This window comes from Pseudomonas sp. ESBL9 (genome assembly GCF_036668715.1).
In the GTDB taxonomy this organism is placed as follows: Bacteria; Pseudomonadota; Gammaproteobacteria; order Pseudomonadales; family Pseudomonadaceae; genus Aquipseudomonas; species Aquipseudomonas lundensis.
Map to the genome: position 1 here is coordinate 211,755 of NZ_JAZEVV010000003.1, position 25,570 is coordinate 237,324.

Consider the following 25,570-nt stretch of genomic DNA (forward strand, 5'->3'; position numbering starts at 1 on the left):
TGCCAAGCGGTTACGCAACGCACTGGTGACGGGCTCTGCGCTCTTTTGCTTGTTCGGTGCGGGTCAACTGTGGGCATTCAGTCTGGATGACGTGGCGGCGGAGGCTAAAACCCTCGCCGAGCAGAAGTACCAAGCTCCGCGCAGCAATCTGCCTAACGAATTTCGCGACATGAAGTTCGCGGACTACCAGAAGATTCGTTTCCGCAACGAGAAAGCGCAGTGGGCTGACGACAAAACGCCTTTCAAATTGTCGTTCTATCACCAGGGCATGCATTTCGACACGCCGGTGAAAATCAACGAAGTCACCGCCACCAAGGTGGAAGAGATCAAGTACGACGCCAGTCGTTTCGATTTCGGTGATGTGCAATTTGACCCGAAAGCCACCGAGAACCTCGGTTGGGCGGGCTTCCGCGTCCTTTATCCGCTGAACAAAGCCGATAAGCAGGACGAAGTCATGACCATGCTAGGCGCCAGTTATTTCCGCGTTGTCGGTAAGGACCAAACCTACGGCCTGTCGGCTCGTGGTCTGGCCATCGACACCGCTTTGCCGTCCGGCGAAGAATTCCCGCGTTTCACCGAGTTCTGGATTGAACGTCCGAAAGCCGGTGACAAGCATCTGGTGATTTTCGCCCTGCTGGATTCGCCCCGTGCTACCGGCGCTTACCGCTTCACGCTGCGCCCGGGTGTCGACACGGTGGTCGACGTCAAGGCGCAAATGTTCCTGCGTGACAAAGTCGGCAAGCTGGGCATCGCCCCGCTGACCAGCATGTACCTGTTCGGCGCCAACCAGCCGTCCAAAGTCCTCAACTACCGCCGCGAACTGCACGATTCGTCGGGCCTGGCGATTCACGCCGGCAACGGTGAGTGGATCTGGCGTCCGCTGAACAACCCCAAACATTTGTCGGTGAGCAACTTCTCGGTTGAAAATCCGCTGGGCTTTGGCCTGTTGCAACGCGGCCGTGATTTCAGCCACTACGAAGACCTCGACGACAACTACCACAAGCGTCCAAGTGCCTGGATCGAGCCACAAGGCGACTGGGGCAAGGGGACGGTGGATCTGGTCGAAATCCCGACTGCTGACGAGACCAACGACAACATCGTTGCGTTCTGGAGCCCGGAAACTCAGCCTGAGCCGCTCAAGCCTTTCGACTTCGCTTATCGCCTGCACTGGACGATGGACGAAGCCGCCCTGCACCCTAAAGACAGCGCCTGGGCCCAGCAAACACTGCGCTCGACCGGTGACGTCAAGCAGTCCAACCTGATCCGTCAACCGGACGGCAGCGTGGCTTACCTGATCGACTTCGAAGGCCCGTCGCTTGAGAAGTTGCCAGCAGACGCCGCCGTGCGCAGCCAGGTCAGCGTGGGCGATAACGCCGAGCTGGTGGAAAACAACCTGCGCCACAACCCGGAAACCAAGGGCTGGCGTTTGACGTTGCGCTTGAAGGTCAAAGACCCGAGCAAGTCCACCGAGCTGCGTGCCGCGCTGGTCGCCGATGAAGAACCGGCCCCTGCCGCCCCGCTGACCAAGGCCGAGAAAGCGGCGGCCAAGGCTCAGGAAAAGAAAGAACAGCACAAAGCCAAGGACGCCAAAGCGCCTGCGGCCGAAGCTGCCCCAGCCACACCAGCGCCAGTCAAGACTGAAAAAGTCCTGACCGAGACCTGGAGCTACCAGTTGCCAGCCGATGAGTAATGCTCACGCAGAGTCAGTCTCGCTCAGCGAGTACCTGGCGCACCTACCCTTGAGCGATGAGCAGCGCGCCGAGCTGGCCAGTTGCACATCGTTCGAGGCGTTGCACGAGCGCCTGTCGGCCCATCACGACGTGAGCACCGCCGAGGCCGCTCAGGCGTCGGTGGGCTCGCGCCTTAAACTCAGTTCGGCGCAAGCGCTGGAAGACGCCGAAATGCTCGGCGTCGATGCCAGCGGCCGAGTGATGCTCAAGGCCACGCCGCCGATTCGTCGCACCAAAGTGGTGCCCGAGCCGTGGCGCACCAATATCCTGGTGCGTGGCTGGCGGCGCCTGACCGGACGCAGCAATCCGCCGGCACCGCCCAAAGATGAACGCGTGTTGCCCAAGGCGCGTTGGCGCACGGTGGGTTCGATCCGCCGTTACATCTTGCTGATTCTGATGCTCGGCCAGACCATCGTTGCCGGCTGGTACATGAAAGGCATCATGCCGTATCAGGGCTGGTCGTTCGTCGATCTGGACGAAGTGATCCATCAGCCGCTGCTGCAAACCGCGCAGCAAGTACTGCCGTATGCGCTGCAAACCAGCATTCTGATTCTGTTCGGGATTCTGTTCTGCTGGGTATCGGCGGGTTTCTGGACCGCCCTGATGGGGTTTCTGGAACTGCTGACCGGTCACGACAAGTACCGCATCTCGGGCGCCAGCGCCGGTAATGAGCCGATCCCGCAAGACGCTCGCACAGCGTTGGTCATGCCGATCTGTAACGAAGACGTGACCCGCGTGTTTGCGGGCTTGCGTGCAACGTACGAATCGGTGGCTGCCACCGGCGACCTGGACCGTTTCGACTTCTTCGTCCTCAGTGACAGTAACGATCCGGACATCTGCGTGGCTGAACAGCAGGCATGGCTGGATGTGTGCCGCGAGACCGGAGGCTTCGGGCGGATTTTCTATCGCCGTCGCCGTCGCCGTGTGAAACGTAAAAGCGGCAACCTCGACGACTTCTGCCGTCGCTGGGGCGGCGATTACAAGTACATGGTGGTGCTTGACGCCGACAGCGTGATGAGCGGCGAATGCCTGACCAGCCTGGTGCGCTTGATGGAAGCCACACCGGACGCGGGCATCATTCAGACCGCGCCACGGGCGTCGGGCATGGACACGCTGTATGCGCGCATGCAGCAGTTCGCCACGCGGGTTTACGGCCCACTGTTTACGGCCGGTCTGCACTTCTGGCAGTTGGGTGAATCCCACTACTGGGGCCACAACGCCATCATCCGCATGAAGCCTTTTATCGAGCACTGCGCCCTCGCGCCGTTGCCGGGCAAAGGGGCGTTCGCGGGTGCGATTCTGTCCCACGACTTCGTTGAAGCGGCGTTGATGCGCCGTGCGGGCTGGGGCGTGTGGATTGCCTACGACTTGCCGGGCAGCTATGAAGAATTGCCGCCCAACTTGCTGGACGAACTCAAGCGCGACCGTCGCTGGTGCCACGGTAACCTGATGAACTTCCGCCTGTTCCTGGTCAAGGGCATGCACCCGGTTCACCGTGCCGTGTTCCTGACGGGCGTGATGTCCTACCTGTCGGCGCCGTTGTGGTTCTTCTTCTTGCTGCTGTCGACGGCGCTGCTGGCGGTCAACACGCTGATGGAGCCGCAGTACTTTATGGAACCGCGTCAGCTCTACCCGCTGTGGCCGCAGTGGCACCCGGAAAAAGCCGTGGCGTTGTTCTCGACCACCATCGTGCTGCTGTTTTTGCCCAAGTTGCTGAGCATCATTCTGATCTGGGCCAAAGGCGCGAAACAGTTTGGCGGCAAGTTCAAGGTCACGCTGTCGATGCTGCTGGAGATGCTGTTCTCCATGCTGCTGGCGCCGGTGCGCATGATCTTCCACACCCGTTTCGTACTGGCTGCATTTTTGGGCTGGGCCGCGACGTGGAACTCGCCACAACGTGACGATGACTCCACGCCGTGGAGCGAAGCGGTACGTCGCCATGGGCCGCAAACCCTGCTGGGTGCAGCCTGGGCGGCCTTGGTGTTGTGGTTGAACCCGAGCTTCCTGTGGTGGTTGGTGCCGATTGTGGGTTCGTTGATGTTGTCGATCCCGGTGTCGGTGATTTCCAGCCGTGTGAAGCTGGGCCTCAAGTCCCGTGACGCCAGCCTGTTCCTGATCCCTGAGGAATACGCGCCGCCCCGTGAGTTGTCGGCCACCGCCGAATACACCCACGAAAATCGTTACCACGCTTTGCATGACGGGTTTATCCGTTCAGTGGTGGACCCGCAGCAGAACGCGCTGGCCTGTGCATTGGCCACGTCGCGTCACCGTCAGGCCGAACCGATTGAATGGTTGCGTGCCGAGCGGGTGCGTCACGCCCTGAAAGTCGGACCTGGCGGTCTGAACAACAACGAGCGCATGGCGCTGCTGAGCGACCCTGTCGCCCTGGCACGCTTGCACGCGTTGGTGTGGGACGAAGGCCATGAAGACTGGCTCAACGCGTGGCGTGAGTCGATCGCCGCTGATCCTCACGCGCCGTTGTTGCCGTTGCAACCGGCCGCTTGATGCAGACAAAACCCCACTTCGGTGGGGTTTTTTTTGGGCTTTTTACGGTGCGTCTGAAGTCGCCACCGGCGCCGGCGAGGCGAGATACCACCAGCCGTTATCACAAAGGCCCACAGGCGTTAGCGCACCCTTCGTCAGCAATGGCGGGTACATATCCCGGCGTGCGCTGCGCTTTTCTTACGCAAAACCTTTGTGCTCTCTCTGCTCTGAGTTAGCATCCGTCTCCGAGTGGGCGAATGCCCGGCTGTGTTGGCTTTGAGTATCGGGCCCACCGTTGGCCAACGCCTTTATTGAGTAGGTTCCGGGGAGTTGATGATGAAGAAGTTTCTGTCGAAACTGTTGTTCGGTGTCACTGCACTACTGGCGGTCAGCGCAGCCCACGCAGGCGCGATTGATGATGCGGTCAAACGCGGCACGTTAAAGGTGGGCATGGACCCCACCTACATGCCGTTCGAAATGACCAATAAGCGTGGCCAGATCATTGGTTTCGAAGTGGACTTGCTCAAAGCCATGGCCAAGTCCATGGGCGTCAAGCTGGAGCTGGTTTCCACCGGCTATGACGGCATTATCCCGGCGTTGATGACCAACAAATTCGACATGATCGGCAGCGGCATGACCCTGACCCAGGAACGCAACCTGCGCCTGAACTTCAGCGAACCGTTCATCGTGGTCGGTCAGACCCTGCTGATCCGCAAGGAACTGGCTGACAAGGTCAAAAGCTACAAAGACCTCAACGACCCGCAATACCGCCTGACCTCGAAGCTGGGCACCACAGGCGAAATGATCGCCAAAAAGCTGATGTCCAAGGCCCAGTACCACGGCTATGACAACGAGCCTGAAGGCGTACTCGACGTGGTGAACGGCAAGGCCGATGCCTTTGTTTACGACGCGCCTTACAACGTGGTGGCCGTTAACAAGTTCGGCGACGGCAAACTGGTGTTCCTCGATCAGCCGTTCACCTACGAGCCATTGGCCTTCGGTCTGAAGAAGGGCGACTACGACAGCCTTAACTTCATCAATAACTTCCTGCACCAGATCCACGAAGACGGCACCTACGATCGCATCCATGACAAGTGGTTCAAAGACACCACTTGGCTCAAAGACATGGAATAAACGCGGTCTCCTGTAGTCGCTGCCCAAGGCTGCGCCAAGGCCCGAAGGCCTTCTGCTATCAGGGCTGTCACGCAGCCCATTGCAGCCTGCGGCAGCGACCCCACACAGTCTGCCGCGCTGACCTCGACGGAAATATTGCAACGTGATCAAACAAAAAAAAGCACAGTGGCCCTGGCACGTGTTGACCGTGCTGGTGCTCATCGGTCTGGCGGGCGCGCTGTATTACGCCACCTCGCTGATGTCCTACGAGTGGCGCTGGAACCGAGTTCCGCAGTACTTCGTCTATCAGGCGGAGGAAGCTCAGCGAGCCGCTGAAACCTCGACCGTGATCGAGCTGGTGCGCAAAGGCGATCAGGCTGAAGTGGTGTTGCGCGCCGATGATGGCACCGAGCAACGCCTGACAGTGGCCGACAACAGTGTGCAACTGGCTGAAGGCGACGACGTTGCCGAAGGCGATGTGATTGGCGTGACCCGGCACTGGGCCGCTGGCCCGTTGTTGCTGGGGTTGTGGACCACCGTGTGGTTGTCGTTGGTGTCGGGGGTGCTGGGCCTGATGATTGGCCTGACCACCGGCCTGTGCAGGCTGTCGAATAACCCGACCCTGCGCGACCTGTCGACCCTGTACGTCGAGCTGGTACGGGGCACGCCCCTGCTGGTGCAGATTTTCATCTTCTACTTCTTCATTGGCACCGTACTCAACCTGTCCCGCGAGTTTGCCGGCATTGCCGCGCTGTCGTTGTTCACGGGGGCGTACGTGGCTGAAATCGTCCGTTCGGGCGTGCAGTCCATTGCTCGTGGGCAAAACGAAGCGGCGCGTTCGCTGGGGCTCAATGCCACCCAGTCGATGCGTTACGTGGTGTTGCCGCAAGCCTTCAAACGCGTGCTGCCCCCGCTGGCCGGGCAGTTCATCAGCCTGGTCAAAGACACCTCGCTGGTGTCGGTGATTGCCATTACCGAGCTGCTCAAGAGCGGGCGCGAAGTCATTACCACCTCGTTCTCGCCGTTCGAGATTTTGTTCTGCGTGGCGGGCCTGTACCTGTTGATCAACCTGCCGCTGTCCAACCTGGCCAGCCGTCTTGAGCGGAGGCTCGCGCAAAGTGATTGAAGTCCGCGAACTGGTAAAAGTCTTCGACACCCGCGGGCAGGTTGTTCGCGCGGTGGATAACGTCAGCACCACGGTCGCCAAGGGCGAAGTGCTGGTGGTAATTGGCCCGTCCGGGTCGGGCAAGTCGACGTTTTTGCGGTGTTTGAATGGCCTGGAAGATTTCGATTCGGGCTCGGTCAGCATCGACGGGGTCGACCTCGCCAACCCGAAAACGGACGTGAACGCCTACCGTCGTGAAGTCGGCATGGTGTTCCAGCATTTCAACTTGTTCCCCCACATGACCGTGCTTGAGAACCTGTGCCTGGCGCAGAAAGTCGTGCGCAAACGGGGCAAGGCCGAGCGCGAAGCCAAGGCCCGTGCCCTGCTGGAAAAGGTCGGTATCGGGCAGAAAGCCAATGAATATCCGTCGCGCCTCTCGGGTGGACAGCAGCAACGGGTGGCCATTGCCCGCGCGCTGGCGATGGAGCCCAAGGTCATGCTGTTCGACGAGCCGACCTCCGCGCTTGACCCGGAGATGGTCGGTGAAGTGCTGGACGTGATGAAAACCCTGGCGCTTGAAGGCATGACCATGGTTTGCGTGACCCACGAAATGGGGTTTGCCCGGGAAGTGGCCAACCGCGTGTTGTTCTTTGATCACGGCAAATTGCTTGAAGACTCTGCTCCGGAGGACTTCTTCAACTCGCCCAAAGACCTGCGTGCCCAGGCGTTTTTGCGGCAGGTGCTGTAAACGTCGCCCTCACCTTGGCCCCCTCCCTTTGAGGGAGGGCTGGGGTGAGGGCAGCGGCCTGTCTACACTTTGAAGCGTCCCACCAACCCTTGCAAATGCGTGCCCAGCCGCGCCAATTCGATGCTCGATGCAGCCGTTTCTTCACTGGCGGCGGAGGTCTGCTCTGACACATCGCGCACGTTCAATACGCTGCGGTTGATCTCATCAGCCACCGCACTTTGCTGTTCGGCAGCCGCCGCGATCTGCTGGTTCATCCCCTGAATGGTTGAGACCGTGCGTTTGATGTTGCCCAGCGACTCACCCGCGCGACGGGTCAGCTCGACGCTGCTGTCGGTCAGGCTGCGGCTGCTGTCCATGCTGCTGGCCACTTGCAACGTGCCGCTTTGCAGGCCCGCAATCAGCTCTTCGATTTCTTCAGTCGATTGCTGAGTACGTTGCGCCAGGCTGCGCACTTCATCGGCCACGACGGCAAAGCCGCGTCCCGCTTCGCCCGCCCGTGCCGCTTCAATGGCTGCGTTGAGCGCCAGCAAGTTAGTTTGCTGGGCCACGGACTTGATCACGTCCAGCACGCTACCGATTTTGTCGCTTTCGCGTTTGAGATGGCTCATGGCCTCGGTGGAATTGCCGACTTCCATCGCCAATTTCTCGATCTGGGCGATGGCTTCCCCCACGACCTTGTCGCCTTCACGCGCCTGTTGGTCGGCGGCGACCGCCGCTTCGGACGCTTCTTCGGCATTGCGCGCCACTTCCTGCACGGTGGCGGCCATTTCATGCATCGCGGTGGCCACCTGGTCAGTTTCGACCTTTTGGCTGTTGACCCCGGCGCTGGTCTGCTCCGTCACGGCTGACAGCTCTTCGGCTGCACTGGCGATCTGCGTCACGCCCTCGCAGATGCCACCAATCAACTCGCGAAGGCCCACAGTCATGCGCTGTACGGCGCGTTGCAACTGGCCCATTTCATCGCGGCGCGGGGTGTCGTAGTTGTGCGTCAGGTCGCCTCCAGCCACGCGCTCGACGGTGATCAGGGTTTGACGCAACGGGATCACAATCTGGCGTGTGATGCTCCACGCCGCGATGACGCCCAGCAGCAGCGCCAGCACGGTGCAGCCGAACAACAGGTTTTTCGCGTGCTGGCTGTCGATATCACGCTTGGCAGTTTGCATGCCCGAGAGTTGTTTACTCAGGTCGATCAGCGTATTACCCAGTGCCTGCATGCGCGTTAAGGTCTGCGCGTTGGCAATTTGCGCGTCACGAAAGCTGGTAACCGCGGCGCGGTAGTCTTGCAGCGATTGGTTGGCTTGCTGCAAGTTGACGGTGTACTCAACGGGCAGTTTGCCAGCCAGCTGAGTGGCGTATTTGATGGCGTTGTCGATGGCGTCCATCGCCGGCTGTTCGGCTGCGGGTTTGCCGCTGTAGGTGTAGCCTCGCACCTGGAAACGGGCTTGTTGCAGCAATTTGCTCAGTTCGATCACGCTGTTGAACTGCGCCAGGTTGTCGCCTTGTAGCAGAGATTTTTCGATGTCCGCGACCTTGGCCACCGCGTTGTCAGCGGTCGCACCCAATTGGGTGCGGCTGTTCTCGCGTGTCTGGCTGGCTTGAGTTATTTCAGTGACGGCGCGGCGATAGTCAGCGACAGCCGTCAATTGTTGTTGCACCAGCGCGATGTCCGCAGGTTGTGTGAGTTGGTGGCGGGCCTTTTCCAGCACCTCGTCCAGCTCGGTCAAGCGGCCGTTGAGGTCGGCGGGGCCGTGTTCGCCCCTGTCCATTTCGTAAGTCATACGGGCGATGCGTAAGTCTTTGGTCAGGGCGATGATTTTGGAGATATTCGCCAGTTTGTCGCCACGATCGATCACAGACACCAGGCCATTCCAGCCGGTAGCGGTAATCAGCAGGGTCAATAGCAATATCAGGCCAAAGCCCAGGCTGAGTTTACGATTGACACTGATATTGCCTAGCGTGTGGGCCAACCAACGGTACATGGCGGTGCTCCTTTTTGACCGAATCGACTCCATGGCAGGCTGTCCAGTGCATCGCGGTCTTTTATTAGTTCTCAGGTCATCGGCGCGCCCGCGCAGAACTGTAAGCACCGATGGTCAGACTGTGACGGACATCGCAGGCTTTATGCCATCACGCGTGTAGGCGCTGTTGGGCAACGCGAAGCTGCAGGGGGTGGCCCACGCAACTTCGCGCTAAGGCGTTACACCTTGAATCGACCGACCAGCGCTTGCAGGTGAGTGCCCAACCTGGCCAGCTCAATGCTGGAGGCCGCGGTTTCTTCGCTGGCGGACGCCGTTTGCTCGGACACATCGCGCACGTTGAGCACGCTGCGATTGATTTCTTGCGCCACACTGCTTTGCTGTTCGGCGGCGGCTGCGATTTGCTGGTTCATGCCCTGAATGGTCGACACCGTGCGGGTGATGGTGCTCAACGAGGCACCGGCGCGGCGCGTCAGTTCGACACTGCTGTCGGTCAGCACGCGGCTGTTGTCCATGCTCGCGGAGACCCGTTGAGTGCCGGTTTGCAGGCCGACAATCAGCTCTTCGATTTCTTCGGTGGACGCCTGAGTGCGTTGCGCCAGGCTGCGTACTTCATCGGCCACGACGGCAAAGCCGCGTCCCGCTTCGCCTGCGCGGGCCGCTTCGATGGCCGCGTTGAGGGCCAGCAGATTGGTTTGTTGTGACACCGACTTGATGACATCGAGCACGCTGCCGATCTTGCTGCTTTCCAGTCGCAGGTGCGTCATCGCGTGAGTGGAGTTTTCGACTTCGGCGGCCAGATGCTCGATCTGCTCGATGGCCTGAGCCACGACTGTGTCACCTTCGCGCGCTTGCTGGTCGGCGGTGACGGCGGCCACCGATGCATCTTCAGCGTTGCGTGCCACCTCCTGCACGGTGGCGGCCATTTCATGCATTGCAGAGGCGACTTGATCGGTCTCGTCTTTTTGGCTGTTGACCCCGGCGCTGGTCTGCTCGGTCACGGCGGACAGCTGTTCGGCGGCGCTGGCGATCTGGGTCACGCTGTCGCAGATACCGCCGATCAGCTCCCGCAGCTCGCCGGTCATGCGGGCAATGGCGTTCTGCACCTGACCCAGTTCATCACGGCGTTGCGTGGGGTGATCCTGCGTCAGGTCGCCGGCGGCCACGGCTTGCACGATGCGCAGGGTGTGTTGCAGCGGGTTGACGATTTGGCGGGTAATCAGCCAGGCCGCCAATGTGCCCAACACCAGTGCCAGCGTGGCGCACAGGGTCAGTGCGGTCTTGGCTTGTTGCGCATCGCTGTCGCGTTTCTCGGTTTGCAGGTCAGCCAATTGATGGCTGACGTCCACCAGGCTGTCGCCCAGGGTTTTGAGGGTGCTCTGTTGCTGATCGCTGAGCATTTGCGAGTCGCGAAACTGCACAAAGGTATCGCCGTAGCGCGTGAGTGCTTCTTTGATGTGTTGCAACGGGAGGGCGTATTCAGCAGGCAGGGTGGCCGACAGGCGGGTGAGTTGGGCCTGCGCCTGGTTGATCGCGTCCAGCGCCGGTTGCGCGGTTTCGGCCGCGCCACTGTAGGTGTAACCGCGTACTTGAAAGCGCGCATTTTGTATGTGGCGCGCCAGTTGATCGACCCGATTGAGCAGGGCCAGGTCATTGCCTTTGAGCACATCCTGCTCAATGGCTTCGATGCGGGCCACAGCGCTGTCTGCACTGGCGCCCAGTTGCGTTCGGCTTACCTCGCGGGCCTGGGTGGCTTCATCGATCTGCCTGAAGATAGTTGTGTACTGCGCGATGGCCTGTAGTTCCTGATTGATCAGGGCCAGGTCTTGCGACAAGACCAACTGCGTGCGGGCTTGCTTGAGGTTGTCTTCGATCCGGTTCAACAGGTTGTTGACCTCGGCGGGGCCGTTTACGCCGTTGTCGCGATCATAGGATACGCGGGCGATGCGCAGGTCTTTGGCCAGCGCCACGGTGTCGGAAATGGTACTGAGCTTGTTGCTCCGATCGATGATCGACGCCAGCCCTATCCAGCCTGTGAGTGTGATTAACAGCGTCAGCATCAGCACCAGGCCGAAGCCCAGGCTGAGTTTGCGATGGACGCTGATGTTGCCAAGCGTGGTGGTCAACCAAGTATTCATGGTGATGCTCCTTATCTGATCGATTCACATCGATATAAGCCGTCCATGGCCACTGAGTATCTTTTGCGGAGCTTGGCTATCGGCCCTCAAGCGGTGAACTTGAGGGATATGTACAGAATGTATTAAATGAAAAATATTACAAAATTTGACTGCTGTCGTTGCAGAGGCTGTGGAGGCGCGAGGCTGTGGGCGGTTACAGCCTCAAAAAAGACGGGCAAGCAGGGCGGTGACGGCGGTTTCGACCCGCAAGATGCGAGCGCCCAGTTGCACCGGTTGCAACCCGGCGTTGGCCAACAGGTCGATTTCGTAAGGGATCCAGCCGCCTTCCGGGCCGATGGCCAGGGTCACGGCTTCATCCAGCCCGCGCGGGCAGGGCGGGTAATCGCCGGGATGGCCCACCAGTCCGCGCGTGCCTTGCACCAGGGCAGGCAGGCGATCCTCGACAAACGGTTTGAAGCGCTTTTCGATAATGATCTCAGGCAACACGCTGTCGCGGGCCTGCTCCAGCCCGAGGATCAGTTGCTCGCGAATCGCCTCAGGCTCCAGGAACGGGGTCTGCCAAAAGCTTTTTTCGACCCGGTAACTGTTCACCAGTACCACCTTGGGCACGCCCATCGAGGCCACGGTTTGCAGCACACGGCGCAACATTTTTGGTCGCGGCAGGGCCAGCAGCAGGGTCAGGGGCAGTTTGGCCGGTGGCGGCTGGTCGAGGCTGTGTATCACCAGCTCAGCCTCTTTGGGCTCCAGGCGCACCAGCTCGGCGCTGCCCATCAAGCCGCCAATCCGACCCACGCGCAGGCTGTCACCGACAGCGGCACGGTGAACTTCCTGCATGTGCGTCAGGCGCCGATCACGCAGGATCACGCGGTCGGCGGCAATGAAGTCAGCCTCTTCGAGGAGCAGAAGGTTCACGCGTGCGGCGCTGGCGGTTGGGCGTTTTGGTCAGCCGGTTGCTCGTCTGCGTCATTGCCGCGTTTGTTTTTGCTGACCAGGCTGCCGAACAGAATGCCGATTTCAAACAGCATCCACATCGGGATCGCCAGCAGGGTCTGGGAGAAGATGTCCGGCGGGGTCAGGATCATACCGACCACAAAACAGCCGATGATCACGTACGGACGGATCTTGCGCAGGTATTTGACGTCGACAATGCCGATCCAGACCAGCAACACCACGGCCACCGGGATTTCAAAGGCCACGCCAAAGGCGAAGAACAGGGTCATGACGAAATCGAGGTAGCTGCTGATGTCGGTCATCATGGCCACGCCTTCCGGGGTGGCGGCGGCGAAGAACTTGAACACCAGCGGGAACACCAGGAAGTAGGCAAAAGCCATCCCGGCGTAGAACAGAAAGATGCTGGAGATCAGCAGCGGCACGGCGATGCGTTTTTCGTGCTTGTACAGGCCGGGCGCAATGAAGCCCCAGATCTGGTGCAGGATCACCGGGATGGCAATGAACAGCGAGACCATCATGGTCAGCTTGAGCGGCGTCAGGAAGGGCGACGCCACGTCGGTGGCGATCATCGTGGCGCCCACCGGCAGGTATTCACGCAGCGGGGTGGAGACCAGTGTGTAGATCTGCTGCGTGAAGGCGAACAAGCCGGCGAAGATGATGAAAATCGCCGCGATGCAACGCAACAAGCGGGTGCGCAGCTCGGTCAAGTGCGAGACCAGCGGCATTGGCTGGTCATTTTCAGGAATGTCGCTCATGCGCTTAAGGGGCTCGCGGTGGCAGGGTTGGGTCGTGTGGCGCTGCCGGTTCAGGCGCAGGTTCGGACGCGGTTTTGCTCAGGCTCACAGGCGCGGGGCTGGCGGGTTCGGCAGGCACGGCGGCGGGCGGCGCAGGCGGCTCGACCGGCGTGATCGGCTTCATGGCGTCCTGCAGGGGGGCCATGATCTTCTTGGCTTCCTCTTCCATCGACAGGATGTGTTCGTTGTGCAGTTGTCGACGGATTTCGTCGGCACCGATTTCACGTTCAACTTCCTGTTTGATCGCGTTGAAACTGCGTTTCAGGCGCCCGACCCACAGCCCTGCCGTGCGTGCGGCCCCCGGCAGGCGCTCGGGGCCGAGCACCAGCAGGGCCACGAGGCCGACGAGCAGCAGTTCACTGAAGCTGATACCGAACATGGGTTTTGGCTCACACGTCTTTACGGGTTGGCTCTTCGACTTTTTGGGCCTGCACGTCGATGGTGTGCGGCTCGTTCAGGGTCGAGGTGGTGTGCGGCTGCGGCGCGGCCGTTGGCTGCGCAGGTGGCACCACAGGCTCGGCCGGTTTTTCGTCGTCGTTCATGGCCTTGCGAAAGCCCTTGATCGATTCGCCGACATCAGTGCCGAGGTTTTTCAGTTTTTTGGTGCCGAAGACCAGTACCACGACTACCAGAATGACGATCCAGTGTTTCCAGTCAAAAATGCCCATGATCTGTTCCTTTGCAAAAGAGGTTAGGCGGACGGCCGTGAGGCTTTTTCCACGTGGCCGGAGGTGCCGATGCGACGCTCCAGTTCATCGAGTACAGCCTGCGGATGCTGCCCCAGTTGGGCGAGCATGATCATGCTGTGGAACCACAAGTCGGCGGTTTCGTAGATCACATCGCTGCAATCGCCGCTGATGGCAGCGTCCTTGGCGGCGATGATGGTCTCGACCGATTCTTCACCGACCTTCTCCAGAATCTTGTTCAAGCCCTTGTGGTACAGGCTGGCGACGTAAGAGCTGCCCGGTTCGGCATTCTTGCGCGCTTCGATGACTTGGGCAACGCGGCTCAAGGTGTCAGTCATGGGTGTGCCCTGCTTGGTAAATGGCGTGCGGGTCTTTCAGGACCGGATCAACGGTTTTCCACTCGGCGTTTTCGTACACGCGGTAGAAGCAGCTCTGACGTCCGGTATGGCAGGCGATGTCGCCGATCTGCTCGACCATCAGGATGATGACGTCGGCGTCGCAGTCCAGGCGCATCTCGTGCAGTTTTTGCACATGGCCCGATTCCTCGCCCTTGCGCCACAGCTTGCCACGCGAACGTGACCAGTAAATGGCACGGTTCTCGGCGGCAGTCAGGCTCAAGGCCTCGCGGTTCATCCAGGCCATCATCAAGACGCGCCCGGTTTTATGGTCCTGGGCAATCGCTGGCACCAGGCCGTCGTTGTCCCATTTGATCTCGTCCAGCCAGTCTTTCATGTATGACTCCGACAACGGGCCCGCACCTGATGGTCCGGACCGGCGAATGCACAGTTTGCCAGCCTCGCCTGGGGCTGGCTATCGGCGCACGATCAGATACAAGCCCACGGCCAGCATGATGCCAGCCGGCCAATAGCCCAGGGTGTGCAGCGGGCCAACGGAGGCCAACAAGGCACCTGCGGCCAAATGTCCCGCCCCGAGCAAACGCAAGAACCAGCTGTCCCGCGGCTCGGTCACGACCAACTTCTGGTTTTTCGCATGGGGCTGCGAGAGGCGCTCGAGCAGGTCGCGGGTCATGCCTGCCAGGTGCGGAATCTGCTCGACCTGGCTGTGCAAGTTGCGCAGCAGGGTTTTCGGGCTGACGCGTTCGCGCATCCAGCGCTCGAGGAAGGGTTGCGCCGTGCTCCAGAGGTCGAGGTCGGGGTAAAGCTGACGCCCGAGGCCTTCGATGTTAAGCAGGGTTTTTTGCAGCAATACCAATTGCGGCTGGACTTCCATGTTGAAGCGCCGCGCGGTCTGGAACAGGCGCATCAGCACCTGGCCAAAGGAAATCTCTTTCAGCGGCTTCTCGAAGATCGGCTCGCACACGGTACGGATAGCAGCTTCGAACTCGTTGAGTTTGGTGTGCGCCGGCACCCAGCCCGAATCAATGTGCAACTGCGCCACACGGCGGTAGTCGCGCTTGAAGAACGCAAACAGGTTGCGCGCCAGATAGTCCTGATCTTCAGGCGTGAGGCTGCCGACAATGCCGCAGTCGATCGCGATGTACTGCGGACTCCAGGGGCTCACGGTGCTGACGAAAATATTGCCGGGGTGCATGTCTGCGTGGAAGAAGCTGTCGCGAAACACCTGGGTGAAGAAAATCTCGACACCGCGTTCAGCCAGCAGCTTCATGTCAGTGCGCTGGTCAGCGAGGGCGGCCAGGTCCGTGACCTGAATCCCGTAAATGCGCTCCATGACCAAGACTTTCGGGCGGCACCAGTCCCAGTAAATCTGCGGTACATACAGCAGCGGCGAACCGTCGAAATTGCGCTTGAGCTGGCTGGCATTGGCCGCTTCGCGCAACAGATCGAGTTCGTCGTAAATGGTCTTTTCGTAATCGCTGACCACATCCACCGGGTGCAACAGACGCGCATCGGCGCTCAGGCGTTCGGCGGTCTTGGCCAGAATGAACAGCCAGGCCAGATCCGAACCGATGATCGGCTTCAGGCCCGGGCGAACCACCTTGACCACCACTTCTTCGCCGGTCTTGAGCTTGGCGGCGTGAACCTGCGCGACGGATGCCGAGGCCAGCGGTTCGATATCGAAGCGGCTGAACACGTCGCTGATGGTGGCCCCCAACTGCTCTTCGATCAGCTTCACCGCCACTTGCGGGTCGAACGGCGGTACGCGGTCTTGCAGCAGCATCAACTCGTCGGCGATGTCGGGCGGCAGCAAATCGCGGCGGGTGGAGAGGATCTGCCCGAATTTGATGAAAATCGGCCCCAGATCCTGCAACGCCAGACGCAACGCAGCGCCGCGGCTCAGCTCAAGCTTTTTGCGCGGGAACCAACGCCACGGCAACACATAGCGCAACGACAGCATCCACCAGGGCAATGGCAGGGCGAATAGCAGGTCATCGAGTCGGTAACGAATGACAACGCGCTGGATGCGAAACAGGCGACGAATGGCAAGCAGCTTCATGCGGGATCGCTGGTATTGAGGGATCGAGAAAGGCGTTCAACACGCGCTTCGAGTCGGTCCAGGTCGAGTTTGAGTTGATCCAGTTCGTCAAAGCGCGCTTGCGCTTCACGTTCTCCGACCAAAGTGCGGGCTTCTTCGCTCAGGTATTCGGCCAGATTCTGATTCAGGCTGGCGAACCCGTGTTGATACCAGTTGGCACGGCTGCGCACATGACCGGCAATCAGGGCGGTCGCGACCGGGCCAATCCAGCGCGAAAGCTCGAACTCCCAGTCCAGCTCCAGATCTTGAAGGATGGCCGCCAGTTCCATCAGCACATGGCTGTCGCCTTCGAGGTCGACCTGCGGGCCATGTAACACAGCGGTTTTGTCTTTGCTCAAGGCCAGGTGCAGCAAGCTGGACGCCGGGGCGCGCAGGGTGCAATCGGCATCGGCCGCCCATTGGGCAGCCAGCAGCAAACCTTCATCGCTGGGCAGGATAAACAGGTGCAATGCGGGGCTCGCGCATTCGACCGCGATGACCTTGCCGGTCAAAGGCCGCATGCGCGCCAGTGCAGTGCTGTCCAGGCGCAAGACACGGTTAACACCGCTCTCGACGCTGGCGAGAAGGCCGCTGAGCAACATCAGGGCTTGATGCCGCGATGCAGGGCAACAATGCCCGAGGTCATGTTGTGGTACGTCACGCGGTCAAAACCGGCTTCGACCATCATCGATTTCAGGGTTTCCTGATTCGGGTGCATGCGGATCGATTCGGCCAGGTAGCGGTAGCTTTCCGGGTCGTTGAGGATGAGTTTGCCAACCATCGGCATAAAGGCGAACGAATAGGCGTCGTAAACCTTCGACATCAGGGCATTGGTCGGTTTGGAGAACTCCAGCACCAGCAGACGACCCCCCGGCTTGAGCACGCGCAGCATCGAACGCAGGGCGTCCTCTTTGTGGGTCACATTGCGCAAGCCGAAAGCGATGGTCACGCAATCAAAGTAGTTGTCCGGGAACGGCAGCTTTTCAGCGTCGGCTTGAACAAATTCGATATTGCCCGCCACGCCTTTGTCCAGCAGGCGGTCACGGCCGACCTTGAGCATCGAGGCGTTGATGTCGGCCAGTACCACTTGCCCGGTCGGGCCGACCAGATGCGAGAACTTGCGCGCCAGATCGCCCGTACCACCGGCGATATCCAGCACTTTATTGCCTGGGCGAACGCCCGACAGCTCGATGGTGAAACGCTTCCACAGGCGGTGCATGCCGCCCGACAGAACGTCGTTCATCAGGTCATATTTGCCCGCGACGGAATGGAACACCTCGGCGACTTTTTCCGCTTTCTGGCTTTCCGGAACGTTTTTGAAGCCGAAGTGCGTGGTGGGTTCGGCATCGCTGCCTTTGCGCTGATCAGTCATATCGCTGTCACCAAAAGAGAATGCTGGCCATTCTAATCCCGGTGGCCGACTTTGTCTTGGCGAGGGTCAATGTAAGTATAGTGAGCGGCTTATTTATGAGGAGAACCGCCATGGCGCACATCAACGTTGAACGCACCCACACCCTTGGCCTGGAGGTCGCACGCGTGAAGGCGCGGGACGTGGTTGCCAAGCTTGAGTCGCAATACGGGCTCAAACCTCAATGGTCGGGAGACAAGGTCGCCTTCAAGCGCTCAGGTGTGGATGGTGTGCTGGAGATCAGCGAGAACACCGTCAAGGTCGACGTGAAACTGGGCATGTTGATGTCAGCGATGAGCGGCATGATCAAATCTGAAATCGAGCGTTCGCTGGATAAAGCATTGGCTTGAAGAGGATACGGCTTGCTGCCCCTGCAGGTGAATGTCCAGACGGGCAGCAAGTGAACCGTGGTTCGCGTATTCATGTGTTAGCGCAATGCCCTTTGTTGTGTGAGAGTCATCAGCGATCAATGCACTAACGATGGAAGTAGGCTTGAGAATTTTCTTAAGTGACTTATTTGTTTAAGTTTTATCGGGGCGGCATGAGGCGGGCTGTTCGTTTTGATAATGCTCTGTCAGTGGTTATTGTTTTTCAGGACTCAAAAACCACCATGGGATTATTAAATGTCTGTCTATCGTTATATGCTCGCGTACGGCCCTAAAATTGAACATAAAGAAGCGCTTGAAAAGTCACGTGCCCTTATCCATGCTTTCGTCAAAGATCGTGAACATCTACGAGTGGATGAGCAGCGCGGTGATGAAGACCTCACCAAATTTATTCTCCAAGACACCCAAGAAGCAGATGTCGGTAGCCTTATTGTTTATCGCAATAGTGTGATTTTTACCTTGGCTGGCCCCGTCGCCGAGAAAGATAACTGGCGTATGGAAATTGATGCGACGGATCTGATGGAAGAAGCCTTTCCGAATTCACGCCTGCATTAATTAACCCCTCGTCACGCTTTATCAACAACGCTATCCCTTCAATGGGATGGCGTTTTGTACGTTGCAGTGGGGGTTGACGCTGAGATGGGATGTATCGAAGGAGGAAGCGAAAGGCACAGAGAGCACGCCTGGCCCTGAGCGCTTCGCCAATGGATTAACCGCTGGCTGAAGCACAGGCCAGCAATGTTGGGTTTATAGAGGGATGTAAACGCGCATTGGTGCTCCAGGCGGTAGGTGGTTTTACTTTAAAGCGCTGTAAAGCATGAAGTTAAAACAGTGAAAGCTATGTCAAGTGCGTATTAGAGCGTTCGCCGTAAACAGGTAGTCAAATTGATGTATTTGTATGTTGGACAAGGGGCGCTACAGTTATTTATAGCGAATACAGCAATGGCTCATCAGTCAGTGTTTTGTTCGATTACAGTCGTGCTTGAGGCGGTTTGGTATTCGCCAATCCACAGTGATGTGGTTCTGAATGACTGTGTTATTCGCTCATGTGAACGCGAAATTGAAGTTATTAATATCGCATGAGGTTGCAGTAGTTGCTCTGCCGGGCGCCAGGATGGCGCGTGGTTATGTTAATTCACCCCTATAATTTTAAAAGGATGTTTGTTATGGCGAATGTAAAAATTACACGTGAGCATAATCTGGGTATTGCACAGGCTATGATCCGAGCGCGAGGCCTGGTCGATGGCTTGGCCGAGCAGTATGGTTTGAAAACCTCTTGGTCTGATAAGGGCGTGACGGTTAAACATGGAATGACCGGTATCACCGGGACGCTGGAAGTCTCCGAAAAAACGGTCACTGTGATTGTTGAACTGAATTTTCTGCAAAGCGCTTTCAAGGGCGTTATTGAGTCCACGATCAATTCGATCCTGGCGAAAGAACTGATTTAGGGCGTGGCGGCTTTAACGCTTGTTGTTTGAACACCATGGCCTTCGCAGGCCATGGTTTTAGCGCCCACCTCCGACCCTTGAAATACACGGCTTTAGCGTCTAAACCTGATGGAGGTGAACATTTTGTTCATCTTGATGATTCGACAGTTTGGCTACGGATGTCGCGACTGAACATTGAGGGGAACACGATGGCTGCTAAAAAACCGGCTGCATCTGCAAAAGCTGCACCTGCTAATGAAAGCCACTCATGGGTAGGCAAGGTAGAAGCGTATTCACGCAAAATCTGGCTGGCAGGCTTGGGTGTGTATTCGAAAATTGATACCGACGGCAGCAAGCTGTTTGACAGTCTGGTCAAGGATGGCGAGAAAGCCGAGAAGCTGACTAAAGCGGCTGAACCCAAATCAACCAAGTCGTCCGCCCGTTCCAAGGTCGAGGATGTTAAAGAGTTGGCACTGGGTAAATGGGGTGAACTGGAAGAGGCGTTTGATAAGCGTCTGAGCGGGGCAATTGCCCGGCTGGGTGTCCCCAGTCGCGATGAAGTGAAAGTGTTGCAGGCCAAAGTCGAGACGCTGACCAAGCACATTGAAAAGCTGTCAGCTGCCGCCGCCAAAGTGGCGGGGACCAAAGCACCGGTGGCCAGCAAACCGGCTTCTGCAAAGCCTGCGGCCAAACCGGTTGCGGCCAAAGCGGCGCCCGCCAGACCTGCCAGCAAAACCACAGCCAAACCAGCGGTTAAACCGGCAGCAAAACCTGCGCCCAAAAAAGCCCCTGCGTCTGCCAGTAAACCTGTGACTAAACCGGCAACGACTAAACCTGCTACACCCGCGGCTTCAAAGCCCGCCGCCAGCAAAAAACCGGCAGCGCCCAAAACCCCAACCGTTTCAGCGCCTGCTGCTAGCGCGCCAAAAACGGAAACCCCGGCGTCCTGACGAGCAATGCGAGTCTGCGGCCAGTTTCATATGGCGTTACAGCGCAGCCTCGCAGTTTCCGACTGATGTCCGCTGCGTATGAAGCGTTGGCGACTACACAGGGTGAAATAGGGTCGAAGTGCGATAGCAGCGTTTTTCACAGCATCAATTTGACGATGGACTCGGACGGGTCGCGAGACTTCCCGGCTTTTTTCAGATCTGCCAGATACTCCGCCCAGAGTTCAGTTTGACGCTGCCCTAACTGGTACAGGTACTCCCACGTAAACAGCCCGCTGTCGTGGCCGTCATCAAAGGTGATCTTCAGTGCGTATTGCCCTGCGGTCTCGACGTGGCTGATACCTACATTGATCTTGCCAAATTGCAGGATTGGATTGCCGTGGCCTTGTACCTCGGCGGACGGTGAGTGCACGCGCAAGAATTCGGCAGGCAGATCGTACTCCTCGCCCGAGGGGTACTTCAGCGTGAGTGTTTTCGAGGCTTTATGCAGGTTGATGGCGCTAGGAATCATGGTCATAACCTTTGGTCTTCACAAACACCGTAGCCGCTGGCGCGGGTTACGAACAGGCGTTAACCCGTTTCGTAACCTGCGGCAGCGGCTACAGGTGTCATGTTTGCCCTTGCGGGCCAGTGGACTTACAAGATGTAGCGCGACAGGTCTTCGTTTTCTGCCAACTCGCCCAAGTGGCTGTTGACGTACTCGGCGTCGATCCGGATCGGTTCATCTTTTTGCGCGCTGGCGATATCACCTGCACTGAAGGATACCTCTTCCAGCAGGCGCTCTAGCAGGGTGTGCAAACGGCGCGCACCGATGTTTTCGGTTTTTTCGTTCACCTTCCAGGCGATTTCGGCCAGACGCTTGATACCTTCCGGCATGAACTCGATGTTCAGGCCTTCGGTTTTCAACAGCTCGCGGTATTGCTCGGTCAGTGAAGCATGCGGCTCGCTAAGGATGCGTTCGAAGTCTTCCGGCGACAGCGCTTTAAGTTCTACGCGGATCGGCAGACGGCCTTGCAGCTCAGGCACCAGGTCGCTGGGCTTGCTCAGGTGGAAGGCGCCCGAGGCAATGAACAGGATATGGTCAGTTTTGACCATGCCCAGCTTGGTGTTCACGGTGCAGCCCTCGATCAGCGGCAGCAGGTCACGCTGTACGCCTTCGCGGGAAACATCGGCGCCGCCCACGTTACCGCGCTTGGCCACTTTGTCGATTTCGTCGATGAACACAATGCCGTGTTGCTCAACGGCTTCCAGCGCTTTGGCTTTCAGTTCTTCGTCGTTCACCAGACGGCCGGCTTCTTCGTCACGCACCATTTTCAGGGCTTCTTTGACTTTGAGCTTGCGGCTCTTGCGCTTGCCTTTGCCCATGTTGGCAAACAGGCTCTGCAATTGGTTGGTCATTTCTTCCATGCCTGGGGGCGCGGAGATATCGACGCCAACGGCATCAGCCACTTCGATTTCGATCTCTTTGTCGTCCAGTTGGCCTTCACGCAGGCGCTTGCGGAACAGCTGGCGAGTGTTGGTGTCCTGCGGGGCAGCGGCTTCTTCGCCAAAGGTGCGCGCCGGTGGCAGCAGGGCGTCGAGGATGCGCTCTTCGGCCGCGTCTTCGGCACGGTGGCGAACTTTGACGATTTCCTGTTCCCGCAGCAGTTTGATGGCAGCGTCTGCCAGATCACGAATGATCGACTCCACATCGCGGCCCACATAGCCCACTTCCGTGAACTTGGTGGCTTCTACCTTGATGAACGGTGCATTGGCGAGTTTGGCCAGGCGACGTGCAATTTCGGTTTTACCGACACCGGTCGGGCCGATCATCAGGATGTTCTTGGGGGTCACTTCGACGCGCAGCTCTTCAGGGAGCTGCATGCGGCGCCAGCGGTTACGCAGGGCAATGGCGACGGCGCGTTTGGCATCGTCCTGGCCGATGATATGGCGATTGAGTTCGTGGACGATTTCGCGGGGGGTCATGGACATAGTAGTTGGCGTTCCTCTAGCTGAATGAAGGGCACATACGGGTCGGTGAATTGACCCGGCAGGCGGCTTATTCGGCGAGGTCCTGCTCCTCGATAGTGATGTTGTGGTTGGTGAATACACAGATGTCGCCCGCGATGCCCAAAGCGGTTTCGGCAATTTCGCGGGCCGACAGCTCGGTTTTCATCAGCAGGGCGCGTGCAGCGGCTTGAGCGAATGCACCGCCCGAACCCATGGCGATCAAGCCGTCTTCGGGCTCAACCACATCACCGTTGCCCGTGATGATCAATGAAGCGTCTTTGTTGGCTACGGCCAGCATGGCTTCAAGGCGGCTCAGCGAGCGGTCGGTACGCCATTCTTTGGCCAACTCGACGGCAGCGCGAACCAGATGGCCCTGGTGTTTTTCCAGTTGGCCTTCAAAACGTTCGAAGAGGGTAAATGCATCAGCGGTGGCGCCAGCGAAACCGGCAATGACCTGACCGTGATAGAGACGACGGACTTTTTTCGCGTTGCCTTTCATGACGGTGTTGCCAAGTGAAACCTGGCCGTCGCCAGCCATGACAACTTTGCCGTGACGGCGTACTGAAACGATGGTGGTCAAGGGAAGAGTCTCCACGCAGCGGGGCGAAAATGCCTGATGGAGATACATATGGGGGTGCAGTCGAGTATTTCAACTGTGGGGAGGGAATGCGGATGAGTGGTGAACAAACAATCGCCCGTCAGCCGGCCCCTGCAGATCTTGCGTGGGATCTGCAGGGGCGCCGGGCTGGCGAGGGTTAGCGGCGCTGCTGTAGCAACAGGTTGCTAAAGCCGCTGCCCGCCAATTGCTTTTGGGCGACGGTGAGCTGGTCGCGGTTGCTGAACGGACCCACCAGCACGCGATACCAGGTTTCATCCTTCACTGTCCCGGCTTCCACCGTGGCGGTCTGGCCGAGCAGGATGATCTGTGCGCGCACCTTTTCCGCGTCTGCCTGCTTGCGGAACGAGCCCGCCTGCAAGAAGAACTTGGTGACCGGCGCTGCTTTGGCCACCGGTGGTGCAGGCGGTGGCGTGATGCCGCTCAATGCCGCCTGGGCACGCGCGGTGTCGATCTTGGCCGCCTCGGCGGGGGTCACGGGTGCCAGCGGCGCGGTTTGCGGTGTCGGTGGGGTTTTTTCCGGCACGGCTTCTGGCGGCACGATCACTTCAGACTCGGGCAGCAAGGTATAGAAGTCGTACTTTGGCTTGGCCGGCTGCGTCGGGCTTGGCGGTGTTTTATTGGCTTGTGCCGTTTGCGAAGCCTTCTGCTGCTCTTGCTTGACCCGTTTGACGTCGTCGCCCTTGCCGGGTTCGAGTTTCATCAGAAACACGATAAATGCGCCCACGGTCAGGCCGATGGCCATCCACAGCCAACCGGGAATCGGTTGTTTGGCGGGCGCCTGATACCGACTGGCGCCACGCTTGGGTGCAGGTTTTTTCTTGGCGGCCAACTTACATGCGCTCCAGAGTTTCCAGGCCCAGCAATTCCAGACCTTGCTTGAGGGTACGGCCCGCCAGGGCAGCCAGGCGCAGGCGGCTTTGCTTTTGTGTTTCGTCTTCTGCGTTCAGGATCGGGCAGTTCTCATAGAAGCTGGAGAACAGGCCTGCCACTTCGTACAGATAGGTACACAGAATGTGCGGCGTGCCTTTCTCGGCCACATTGTTCAGCACCTCGCCGAACTGCGCCAGCTTGGCGGCCAGCTCCAGCTCTTGTGGTGCTTGCAGCACAATATGACCTTCAACTTCGTTGAAGTTTTTGCCCAGCTTGCGGAACACGCCCGCCACACGGGTGTACGCGTACAGCAAGTAAGGCGCGGTATTGCCTTCGAAGTTCAACATCAGGTCGAAGTTGAAGCTGTAGTCGCTGGCACGGTGCTTGGACAAGTCGGCGTATTTGACCGCATCGATGCCGACCACTTTGGCGATGGCACGCAGTTCTTCTTCCGGCAGCTCCGGGTTTTTCTCTTTAACCAGCGTATAGGCGCGCTCTTTGGCTTCGTTGAGCAGGTCGATCAGTTTTACCGTGCCACCGTCGCGGGTTTTGAAGGGGCGGCCGTCAGCGCCGTTCATGGTGCCGAAGCCCATGTGTTCCATGTCCATCGGGTGCGTCACGAAACCGGCCTTGCGCGCCACGGCAAACACTTGCTGGAAGTGCAGGGCCTGACGCTGGTCGACAAAGTACAGCGCGCGGTCGGCTTTCAGAACGCCACTGCGGTAGCGGATGGCCGCCAGGTCAGTGGTGGCGTACAGGTAACCGCCGTCGGCCTTGACGATGATCACCGGCAGCGGCTCGCCTTCCGCGTTTTTGAACTCGTCGAGGAACACGCATTGTGCGCCGTTGCTCTCGACCAGCATGCCTTTGGCCTTGAGGTCGTTGACCACGTTGATCAGGTCGTCGTTGTAGGCGCTTTCACCCATCACGTCGGCCATGGTCAGTTTCACGTTCAGCAGTTCGTAGATCTTCTGGCAGTGCGACAGCGAGATGTCCTTGAACTTGGACCACAGCGCCAGGCAGTCCGGGTCGCCGGCTTGCAGCTTGACCACCAGGCTACGGGCACGGTCGGCGAACTCCGGCGACTCGTCAAAACGCTGTTTGGCGGCACGGTAGAAGTTTTCGAGGTCAGACAGCTCGTCGCTGGTGATCGGGTTTTCTTCCAGATAAGCCATCAGCATGCCGAACTGGGTGCCCCAGTCGCCCACGTGGTTCTGACGGATCACTTCATCGCCAAGGAATTCCAGCACGCGCGCCACGCCGTCACCAATGATGGTCGAGCGCAGGTGGCCGACGTGCATCTCTTTGGCCAGGTTGGGGGCGGACATGTCGATGACCGTGCGCATGGCCGGGGTGGCCTTGCGCACGCCGATTTTCTCGTCGGCCAGCGCGGCGTCGAGACGCGATGCCAGCGCCTGGGTGTTCTGGAAGAAGTTCAGGAAGCCGGGGCCGGCGATTTCAGTCTTGCTGATCTGCTCATCGGCCGGCAGGGCAGCGATGATTTTTTCAGCCAGGTCGCGCGGCTTCAGGCCAGCAGGCTTGGCCAGCATCATGGCGATGTTGCTGGCGAAGTCACCGTGGGTCTTGTCACGGGCGTTTTCCACCTGAATCGCTGGCGTCAGGCCTTCAGGCAACACACCTTCTGTGACGAGTTGAGCAAGGGCTTGTTGAATAAGCTGGCGAATGGTGTCTTTCATGGTCTTCTCTTTCGACCGCAAGCGCGGTAGCGCTTCAGTGCGCAGGTGGAAAAACTGGGCATTATCCGT

The 25,570-nt window shown here is 59.0% G+C and carries 25 protein-coding genes and 2 pseudogenes; 9 read left to right on the plus strand and 18 right to left on the minus strand.

Annotated elements, in window-relative coordinates; genetic code table 11:
* Positions 1 to 22 precede the first annotated feature (22 nt).
* The 5 genes from V6F78_RS10680 to V6F78_RS10700 all read left to right on the plus strand — a co-directional run bounded on the left by V6F78_RS10680 (position 23) and on the right by V6F78_RS10700 (position 7,180).
* On the plus strand, positions 23 to 1,690 hold the full coding sequence (locus V6F78_RS10680; RefSeq protein WP_169839898.1) for a glucan biosynthesis protein G: 1,668 nt from the start codon (positions 23 to 25) through the stop codon (positions 1,688 to 1,690).
* Positions 1,683 to 4,235 (plus strand): glucans biosynthesis glucosyltransferase MdoH, encoded by a 2,553-nt coding sequence (mdoH, locus tag V6F78_RS10685; RefSeq protein ID WP_070412467.1) that lies wholly within the window; start codon positions 1,683 to 1,685, stop codon positions 4,233 to 4,235. Before V6F78_RS10680 ends, mdoH begins: the two co-directional genes overlap by 8 nt.
* A 315-nt stretch (positions 4,236 to 4,550) precedes the next feature.
* A complete protein-coding gene (locus tag V6F78_RS10690) occupies positions 4,551 to 5,348 on the plus strand; it encodes a transporter substrate-binding domain-containing protein (RefSeq protein ID WP_332727163.1) in 798 nt (265 codons plus the stop codon).
* A 145-nt stretch (positions 5,349 to 5,493) separates the two neighbouring features.
* Positions 5,494 to 6,453 (plus strand): amino acid ABC transporter permease, encoded by a 960-nt coding sequence (locus V6F78_RS10695; RefSeq protein ID WP_371058216.1) that lies wholly within the window; start codon positions 5,494 to 5,496, stop codon positions 6,451 to 6,453.
* Positions 6,446 to 7,180, plus strand: coding sequence for an amino acid ABC transporter ATP-binding protein (locus tag V6F78_RS10700; protein WP_047274878.1), 735 nt, complete (start codon positions 6,446 to 6,448; stop codon positions 7,178 to 7,180). The genes V6F78_RS10695 and V6F78_RS10700 overlap by 8 nt, the downstream gene beginning before the upstream one ends.
* Before the next feature lie 62 nt (positions 7,181 to 7,242).
* On the opposite strand, the gene V6F78_RS22415 is transcribed toward V6F78_RS10700, so the two are convergent.
* The 13 genes and pseudogenes from V6F78_RS22415 to ubiE all read right to left on the minus strand — a co-directional run bounded on the left by V6F78_RS22415 (position 7,243) and on the right by ubiE (position 17,530).
* On the minus strand, positions 7,243 to 8,106 hold the full coding sequence (locus tag V6F78_RS22415; protein WP_371264469.1) for a methyl-accepting chemotaxis protein: 864 nt from the start codon (positions 8,104 to 8,106) through the stop codon (positions 7,243 to 7,245).
* Positions 8,101 to 9,192, minus strand: a pseudogene (locus V6F78_RS22420) (methyl-accepting chemotaxis protein); the annotation flags it as partial. The gene V6F78_RS22415 and the pseudogene V6F78_RS22420, both read right to left, overlap by 6 nt.
* Positions 9,193 to 9,377: 185 nt before the next feature.
* Positions 9,378 to 10,241 carry a methyl-accepting chemotaxis protein gene (locus tag V6F78_RS22425; protein WP_420916743.1) on the minus strand — a complete coding sequence of 288 codons (864 nt, stop codon included), beginning with the start codon at positions 10,239 to 10,241 and terminating at the stop codon, positions 9,378 to 9,380.
* A pseudogene (locus tag V6F78_RS22430) lies at positions 10,233 to 11,294 on the minus strand (methyl-accepting chemotaxis protein); the annotation flags it as partial. The pseudogene V6F78_RS22430 and the gene V6F78_RS22425, both read right to left, overlap by 9 nt.
* A 201-nt stretch (positions 11,295 to 11,495) precedes the next feature.
* Positions 11,496 to 12,206, minus strand: a complete 711-nt coding sequence (locus V6F78_RS10715) for a 16S rRNA (uracil(1498)-N(3))-methyltransferase (protein ID WP_047272969.1) — start codon at positions 12,204 to 12,206, stop codon at positions 11,496 to 11,498.
* On the minus strand, positions 12,203 to 13,000 hold the full coding sequence (gene tatC, locus V6F78_RS10720; protein WP_047274887.1) for a twin-arginine translocase subunit TatC: 798 nt from the start codon (positions 12,998 to 13,000) through the stop codon (positions 12,203 to 12,205). Before tatC ends, V6F78_RS10715 begins: the two co-directional genes overlap by 4 nt.
* Positions 13,001 to 13,004: 4 nt before the next feature.
* Positions 13,005 to 13,418, minus strand: a complete 414-nt coding sequence (gene tatB / locus V6F78_RS10725; protein WP_047291437.1) for a Sec-independent protein translocase protein TatB — start codon at positions 13,416 to 13,418, stop codon at positions 13,005 to 13,007.
* Positions 13,419 to 13,428: 10 nt separating this feature from the next.
* On the minus strand, positions 13,429 to 13,707 hold the full coding sequence (locus V6F78_RS10730) for a twin-arginine translocase TatA/TatE family subunit (protein ID WP_019825245.1): 279 nt from the start codon (positions 13,705 to 13,707) through the stop codon (positions 13,429 to 13,431).
* 23 nt (positions 13,708 to 13,730) lie between these two features.
* Entirely contained in the window at positions 13,731 to 14,063 is a 333-nt protein-coding gene (locus V6F78_RS10735; protein ID WP_047272972.1) for a phosphoribosyl-ATP diphosphatase, read from the minus strand.
* On the minus strand, positions 14,056 to 14,457 hold the full coding sequence (gene hisI / locus V6F78_RS10740; RefSeq protein ID WP_047272973.1) for a phosphoribosyl-AMP cyclohydrolase: 402 nt from the start codon (positions 14,455 to 14,457) through the stop codon (positions 14,056 to 14,058). The genes V6F78_RS10735 and hisI overlap by 8 nt, the downstream gene beginning before the upstream one ends.
* 78 nt (positions 14,458 to 14,535) lie before the next feature.
* On the minus strand, positions 14,536 to 16,140 hold the full coding sequence (ubiB, locus tag V6F78_RS10745; protein ID WP_047272974.1) for a ubiquinone biosynthesis regulatory protein kinase UbiB: 1,605 nt from the start codon (positions 16,138 to 16,140) through the stop codon (positions 14,536 to 14,538).
* Positions 16,137 to 16,760: a ubiquinone biosynthesis accessory factor UbiJ gene (locus V6F78_RS10750; RefSeq protein WP_047291442.1), complete on the minus strand. Its 624-nt coding sequence runs from the start codon at positions 16,758 to 16,760 to the stop codon at positions 16,137 to 16,139. Before V6F78_RS10750 ends, ubiB begins: the two co-directional genes overlap by 4 nt.
* Positions 16,760 to 17,530, minus strand: a complete 771-nt coding sequence (gene ubiE, locus V6F78_RS10755; RefSeq protein ID WP_019825250.1) for a bifunctional demethylmenaquinone methyltransferase/2-methoxy-6-polyprenyl-1,4-benzoquinol methylase UbiE — start codon at positions 17,528 to 17,530, stop codon at positions 16,760 to 16,762. Before ubiE ends, V6F78_RS10750 begins: the two co-directional genes overlap by 1 nt.
* Positions 17,531 to 17,640: 110 nt before the next feature.
* Between ubiE and V6F78_RS10760 the strand changes: the two genes are divergently transcribed.
* The 4 genes from V6F78_RS10760 (at position 17,641) to V6F78_RS10775 (ending at position 20,329) form a co-directional block, all read left to right on the plus strand.
* Complete coding sequence (locus V6F78_RS10760) at positions 17,641 to 17,916, plus strand: polyhydroxyalkanoic acid system family protein (RefSeq protein WP_047272977.1); 276 nt, start codon at positions 17,641 to 17,643, stop codon at positions 17,914 to 17,916.
* A 273-nt stretch (positions 17,917 to 18,189) separates the two neighbouring features.
* Positions 18,190 to 18,507, plus strand: a complete 318-nt coding sequence (locus V6F78_RS10765; protein ID WP_047291444.1) for a hypothetical protein — start codon at positions 18,190 to 18,192, stop codon at positions 18,505 to 18,507.
* 611 nt (positions 18,508 to 19,118) lie between these two features.
* Entirely contained in the window at positions 19,119 to 19,400 is a 282-nt protein-coding gene (locus V6F78_RS10770) for a polyhydroxyalkanoic acid system family protein (RefSeq protein WP_047291446.1), read from the plus strand.
* Positions 19,401 to 19,588: 188 nt separating this feature from the next.
* Complete coding sequence (locus tag V6F78_RS10775; protein WP_047291447.1) at positions 19,589 to 20,329, plus strand: phasin family protein; 741 nt, start codon at positions 19,589 to 19,591, stop codon at positions 20,327 to 20,329.
* A gap of 136 nt (positions 20,330 to 20,465) precedes the next feature.
* Here V6F78_RS10775 and V6F78_RS10780 read toward each other — a convergent pair whose 3' ends face one another.
* The 5 genes from V6F78_RS10780 to argS all read right to left on the minus strand — a co-directional run bounded on the left by V6F78_RS10780 (position 20,466) and on the right by argS (position 25,501).
* Positions 20,466 to 20,837, minus strand: a complete 372-nt coding sequence (locus V6F78_RS10780) for a gamma-butyrobetaine hydroxylase-like domain-containing protein (RefSeq protein WP_390898183.1) — start codon at positions 20,835 to 20,837, stop codon at positions 20,466 to 20,468.
* Between the two features lie 125 nt (positions 20,838 to 20,962).
* Complete coding sequence (hslU, locus tag V6F78_RS10785; protein ID WP_047272982.1) at positions 20,963 to 22,297, minus strand: ATP-dependent protease ATPase subunit HslU; 1,335 nt, start codon at positions 22,295 to 22,297, stop codon at positions 20,963 to 20,965.
* Between the two features lie 67 nt (positions 22,298 to 22,364).
* Positions 22,365 to 22,895 (minus strand): ATP-dependent protease subunit HslV, encoded by a 531-nt coding sequence (hslV, locus tag V6F78_RS10790; protein WP_016783176.1) that lies wholly within the window; start codon positions 22,893 to 22,895, stop codon positions 22,365 to 22,367.
* Positions 22,896 to 23,070: 175 nt separating this feature from the next.
* The gene (locus V6F78_RS10795) at positions 23,071 to 23,763 is read right to left on the minus strand and encodes an SPOR domain-containing protein (RefSeq protein ID WP_047272983.1); all 693 of its coding nucleotides are present in this window, start codon (positions 23,761 to 23,763) and stop codon (positions 23,071 to 23,073) included.
* 1 nt (position 23,764) lies between these two features.
* Complete coding sequence (gene argS / locus V6F78_RS10800) at positions 23,765 to 25,501, minus strand: arginine--tRNA ligase (RefSeq protein WP_047291451.1); 1,737 nt, start codon at positions 25,499 to 25,501, stop codon at positions 23,765 to 23,767.
* Positions 25,502 to 25,570 lie beyond the last annotated feature (69 nt).

Coding starts and splice junctions, on each gene's coding strand:
- argS (WP_047291451.1), bottom strand. CDS start 25,501: ATGAAAGACACCATTCGCCAGCTTATTCAACAAGCCCTTGCTCAACTC.
- V6F78_RS22415 (WP_371264469.1), bottom strand. CDS start 8,106: ATGACTGTGGGCCTTCGCGAGTTGATTGGTGGCATCTGCGAGGGCGTG.
- ubiB (WP_047272974.1), bottom strand. CDS start 16,140: ATGAAGCTGCTTGCCATTCGTCGCCTGTTTCGCATCCAGCGCGTTGTC.
- V6F78_RS10765 (WP_047291444.1), top strand. CDS start 18,190: ATGTCTGTCTATCGTTATATGCTCGCGTACGGCCCTAAAATTGAACAT.
- V6F78_RS10750 (WP_047291442.1), bottom strand. CDS start 16,760: ATGTTGCTCAGCGGCCTTCTCGCCAGCGTCGAGAGCGGTGTTAACCGT.
- V6F78_RS10770 (WP_047291446.1), top strand. CDS start 19,119: ATGGCGAATGTAAAAATTACACGTGAGCATAATCTGGGTATTGCACAG.
- tatB (WP_047291437.1), bottom strand. CDS start 13,418: ATGTTCGGTATCAGCTTCAGTGAACTGCTGCTCGTCGGCCTCGTGGCC.
- tatC (WP_047274887.1), bottom strand. CDS start 13,000: ATGAGCGACATTCCTGAAAATGACCAGCCAATGCCGCTGGTCTCGCAC.
- V6F78_RS10760 (WP_047272977.1), top strand. CDS start 17,641: ATGGCGCACATCAACGTTGAACGCACCCACACCCTTGGCCTGGAGGTC.
- V6F78_RS10775 (WP_047291447.1), top strand. CDS start 19,589: ATGGCTGCTAAAAAACCGGCTGCATCTGCAAAAGCTGCACCTGCTAAT.
- V6F78_RS10690 (WP_332727163.1), top strand. CDS start 4,551: ATGAAGAAGTTTCTGTCGAAACTGTTGTTCGGTGTCACTGCACTACTG.
- mdoH (WP_070412467.1), top strand. CDS start 1,683: ATGAGTAATGCTCACGCAGAGTCAGTCTCGCTCAGCGAGTACCTGGCG.
- ubiE (WP_019825250.1), bottom strand. CDS start 17,530: ATGACTGATCAGCGCAAAGGCAGCGATGCCGAACCCACCACGCACTTC.
- V6F78_RS10735 (WP_047272972.1), bottom strand. CDS start 14,063: ATGACTGACACCTTGAGCCGCGTTGCCCAAGTCATCGAAGCGCGCAAG.
- hslU (WP_047272982.1), bottom strand. CDS start 22,297: ATGTCCATGACCCCCCGCGAAATCGTCCACGAACTCAATCGCCATATC.
- hisI (WP_047272973.1), bottom strand. CDS start 14,457: ATGAAAGACTGGCTGGACGAGATCAAATGGGACAACGACGGCCTGGTG.
- V6F78_RS10730 (WP_019825245.1), bottom strand. CDS start 13,707: ATGGGCATTTTTGACTGGAAACACTGGATCGTCATTCTGGTAGTCGTG.
- V6F78_RS22425 (WP_420916743.1), bottom strand. CDS start 10,241: ATGACCGGCGAGCTGCGGGAGCTGATCGGCGGTATCTGCGACAGCGTG.
- V6F78_RS10780 (WP_390898183.1), bottom strand. CDS start 20,837: ATGATTCCTAGCGCCATCAACCTGCATAAAGCCTCGAAAACACTCACG.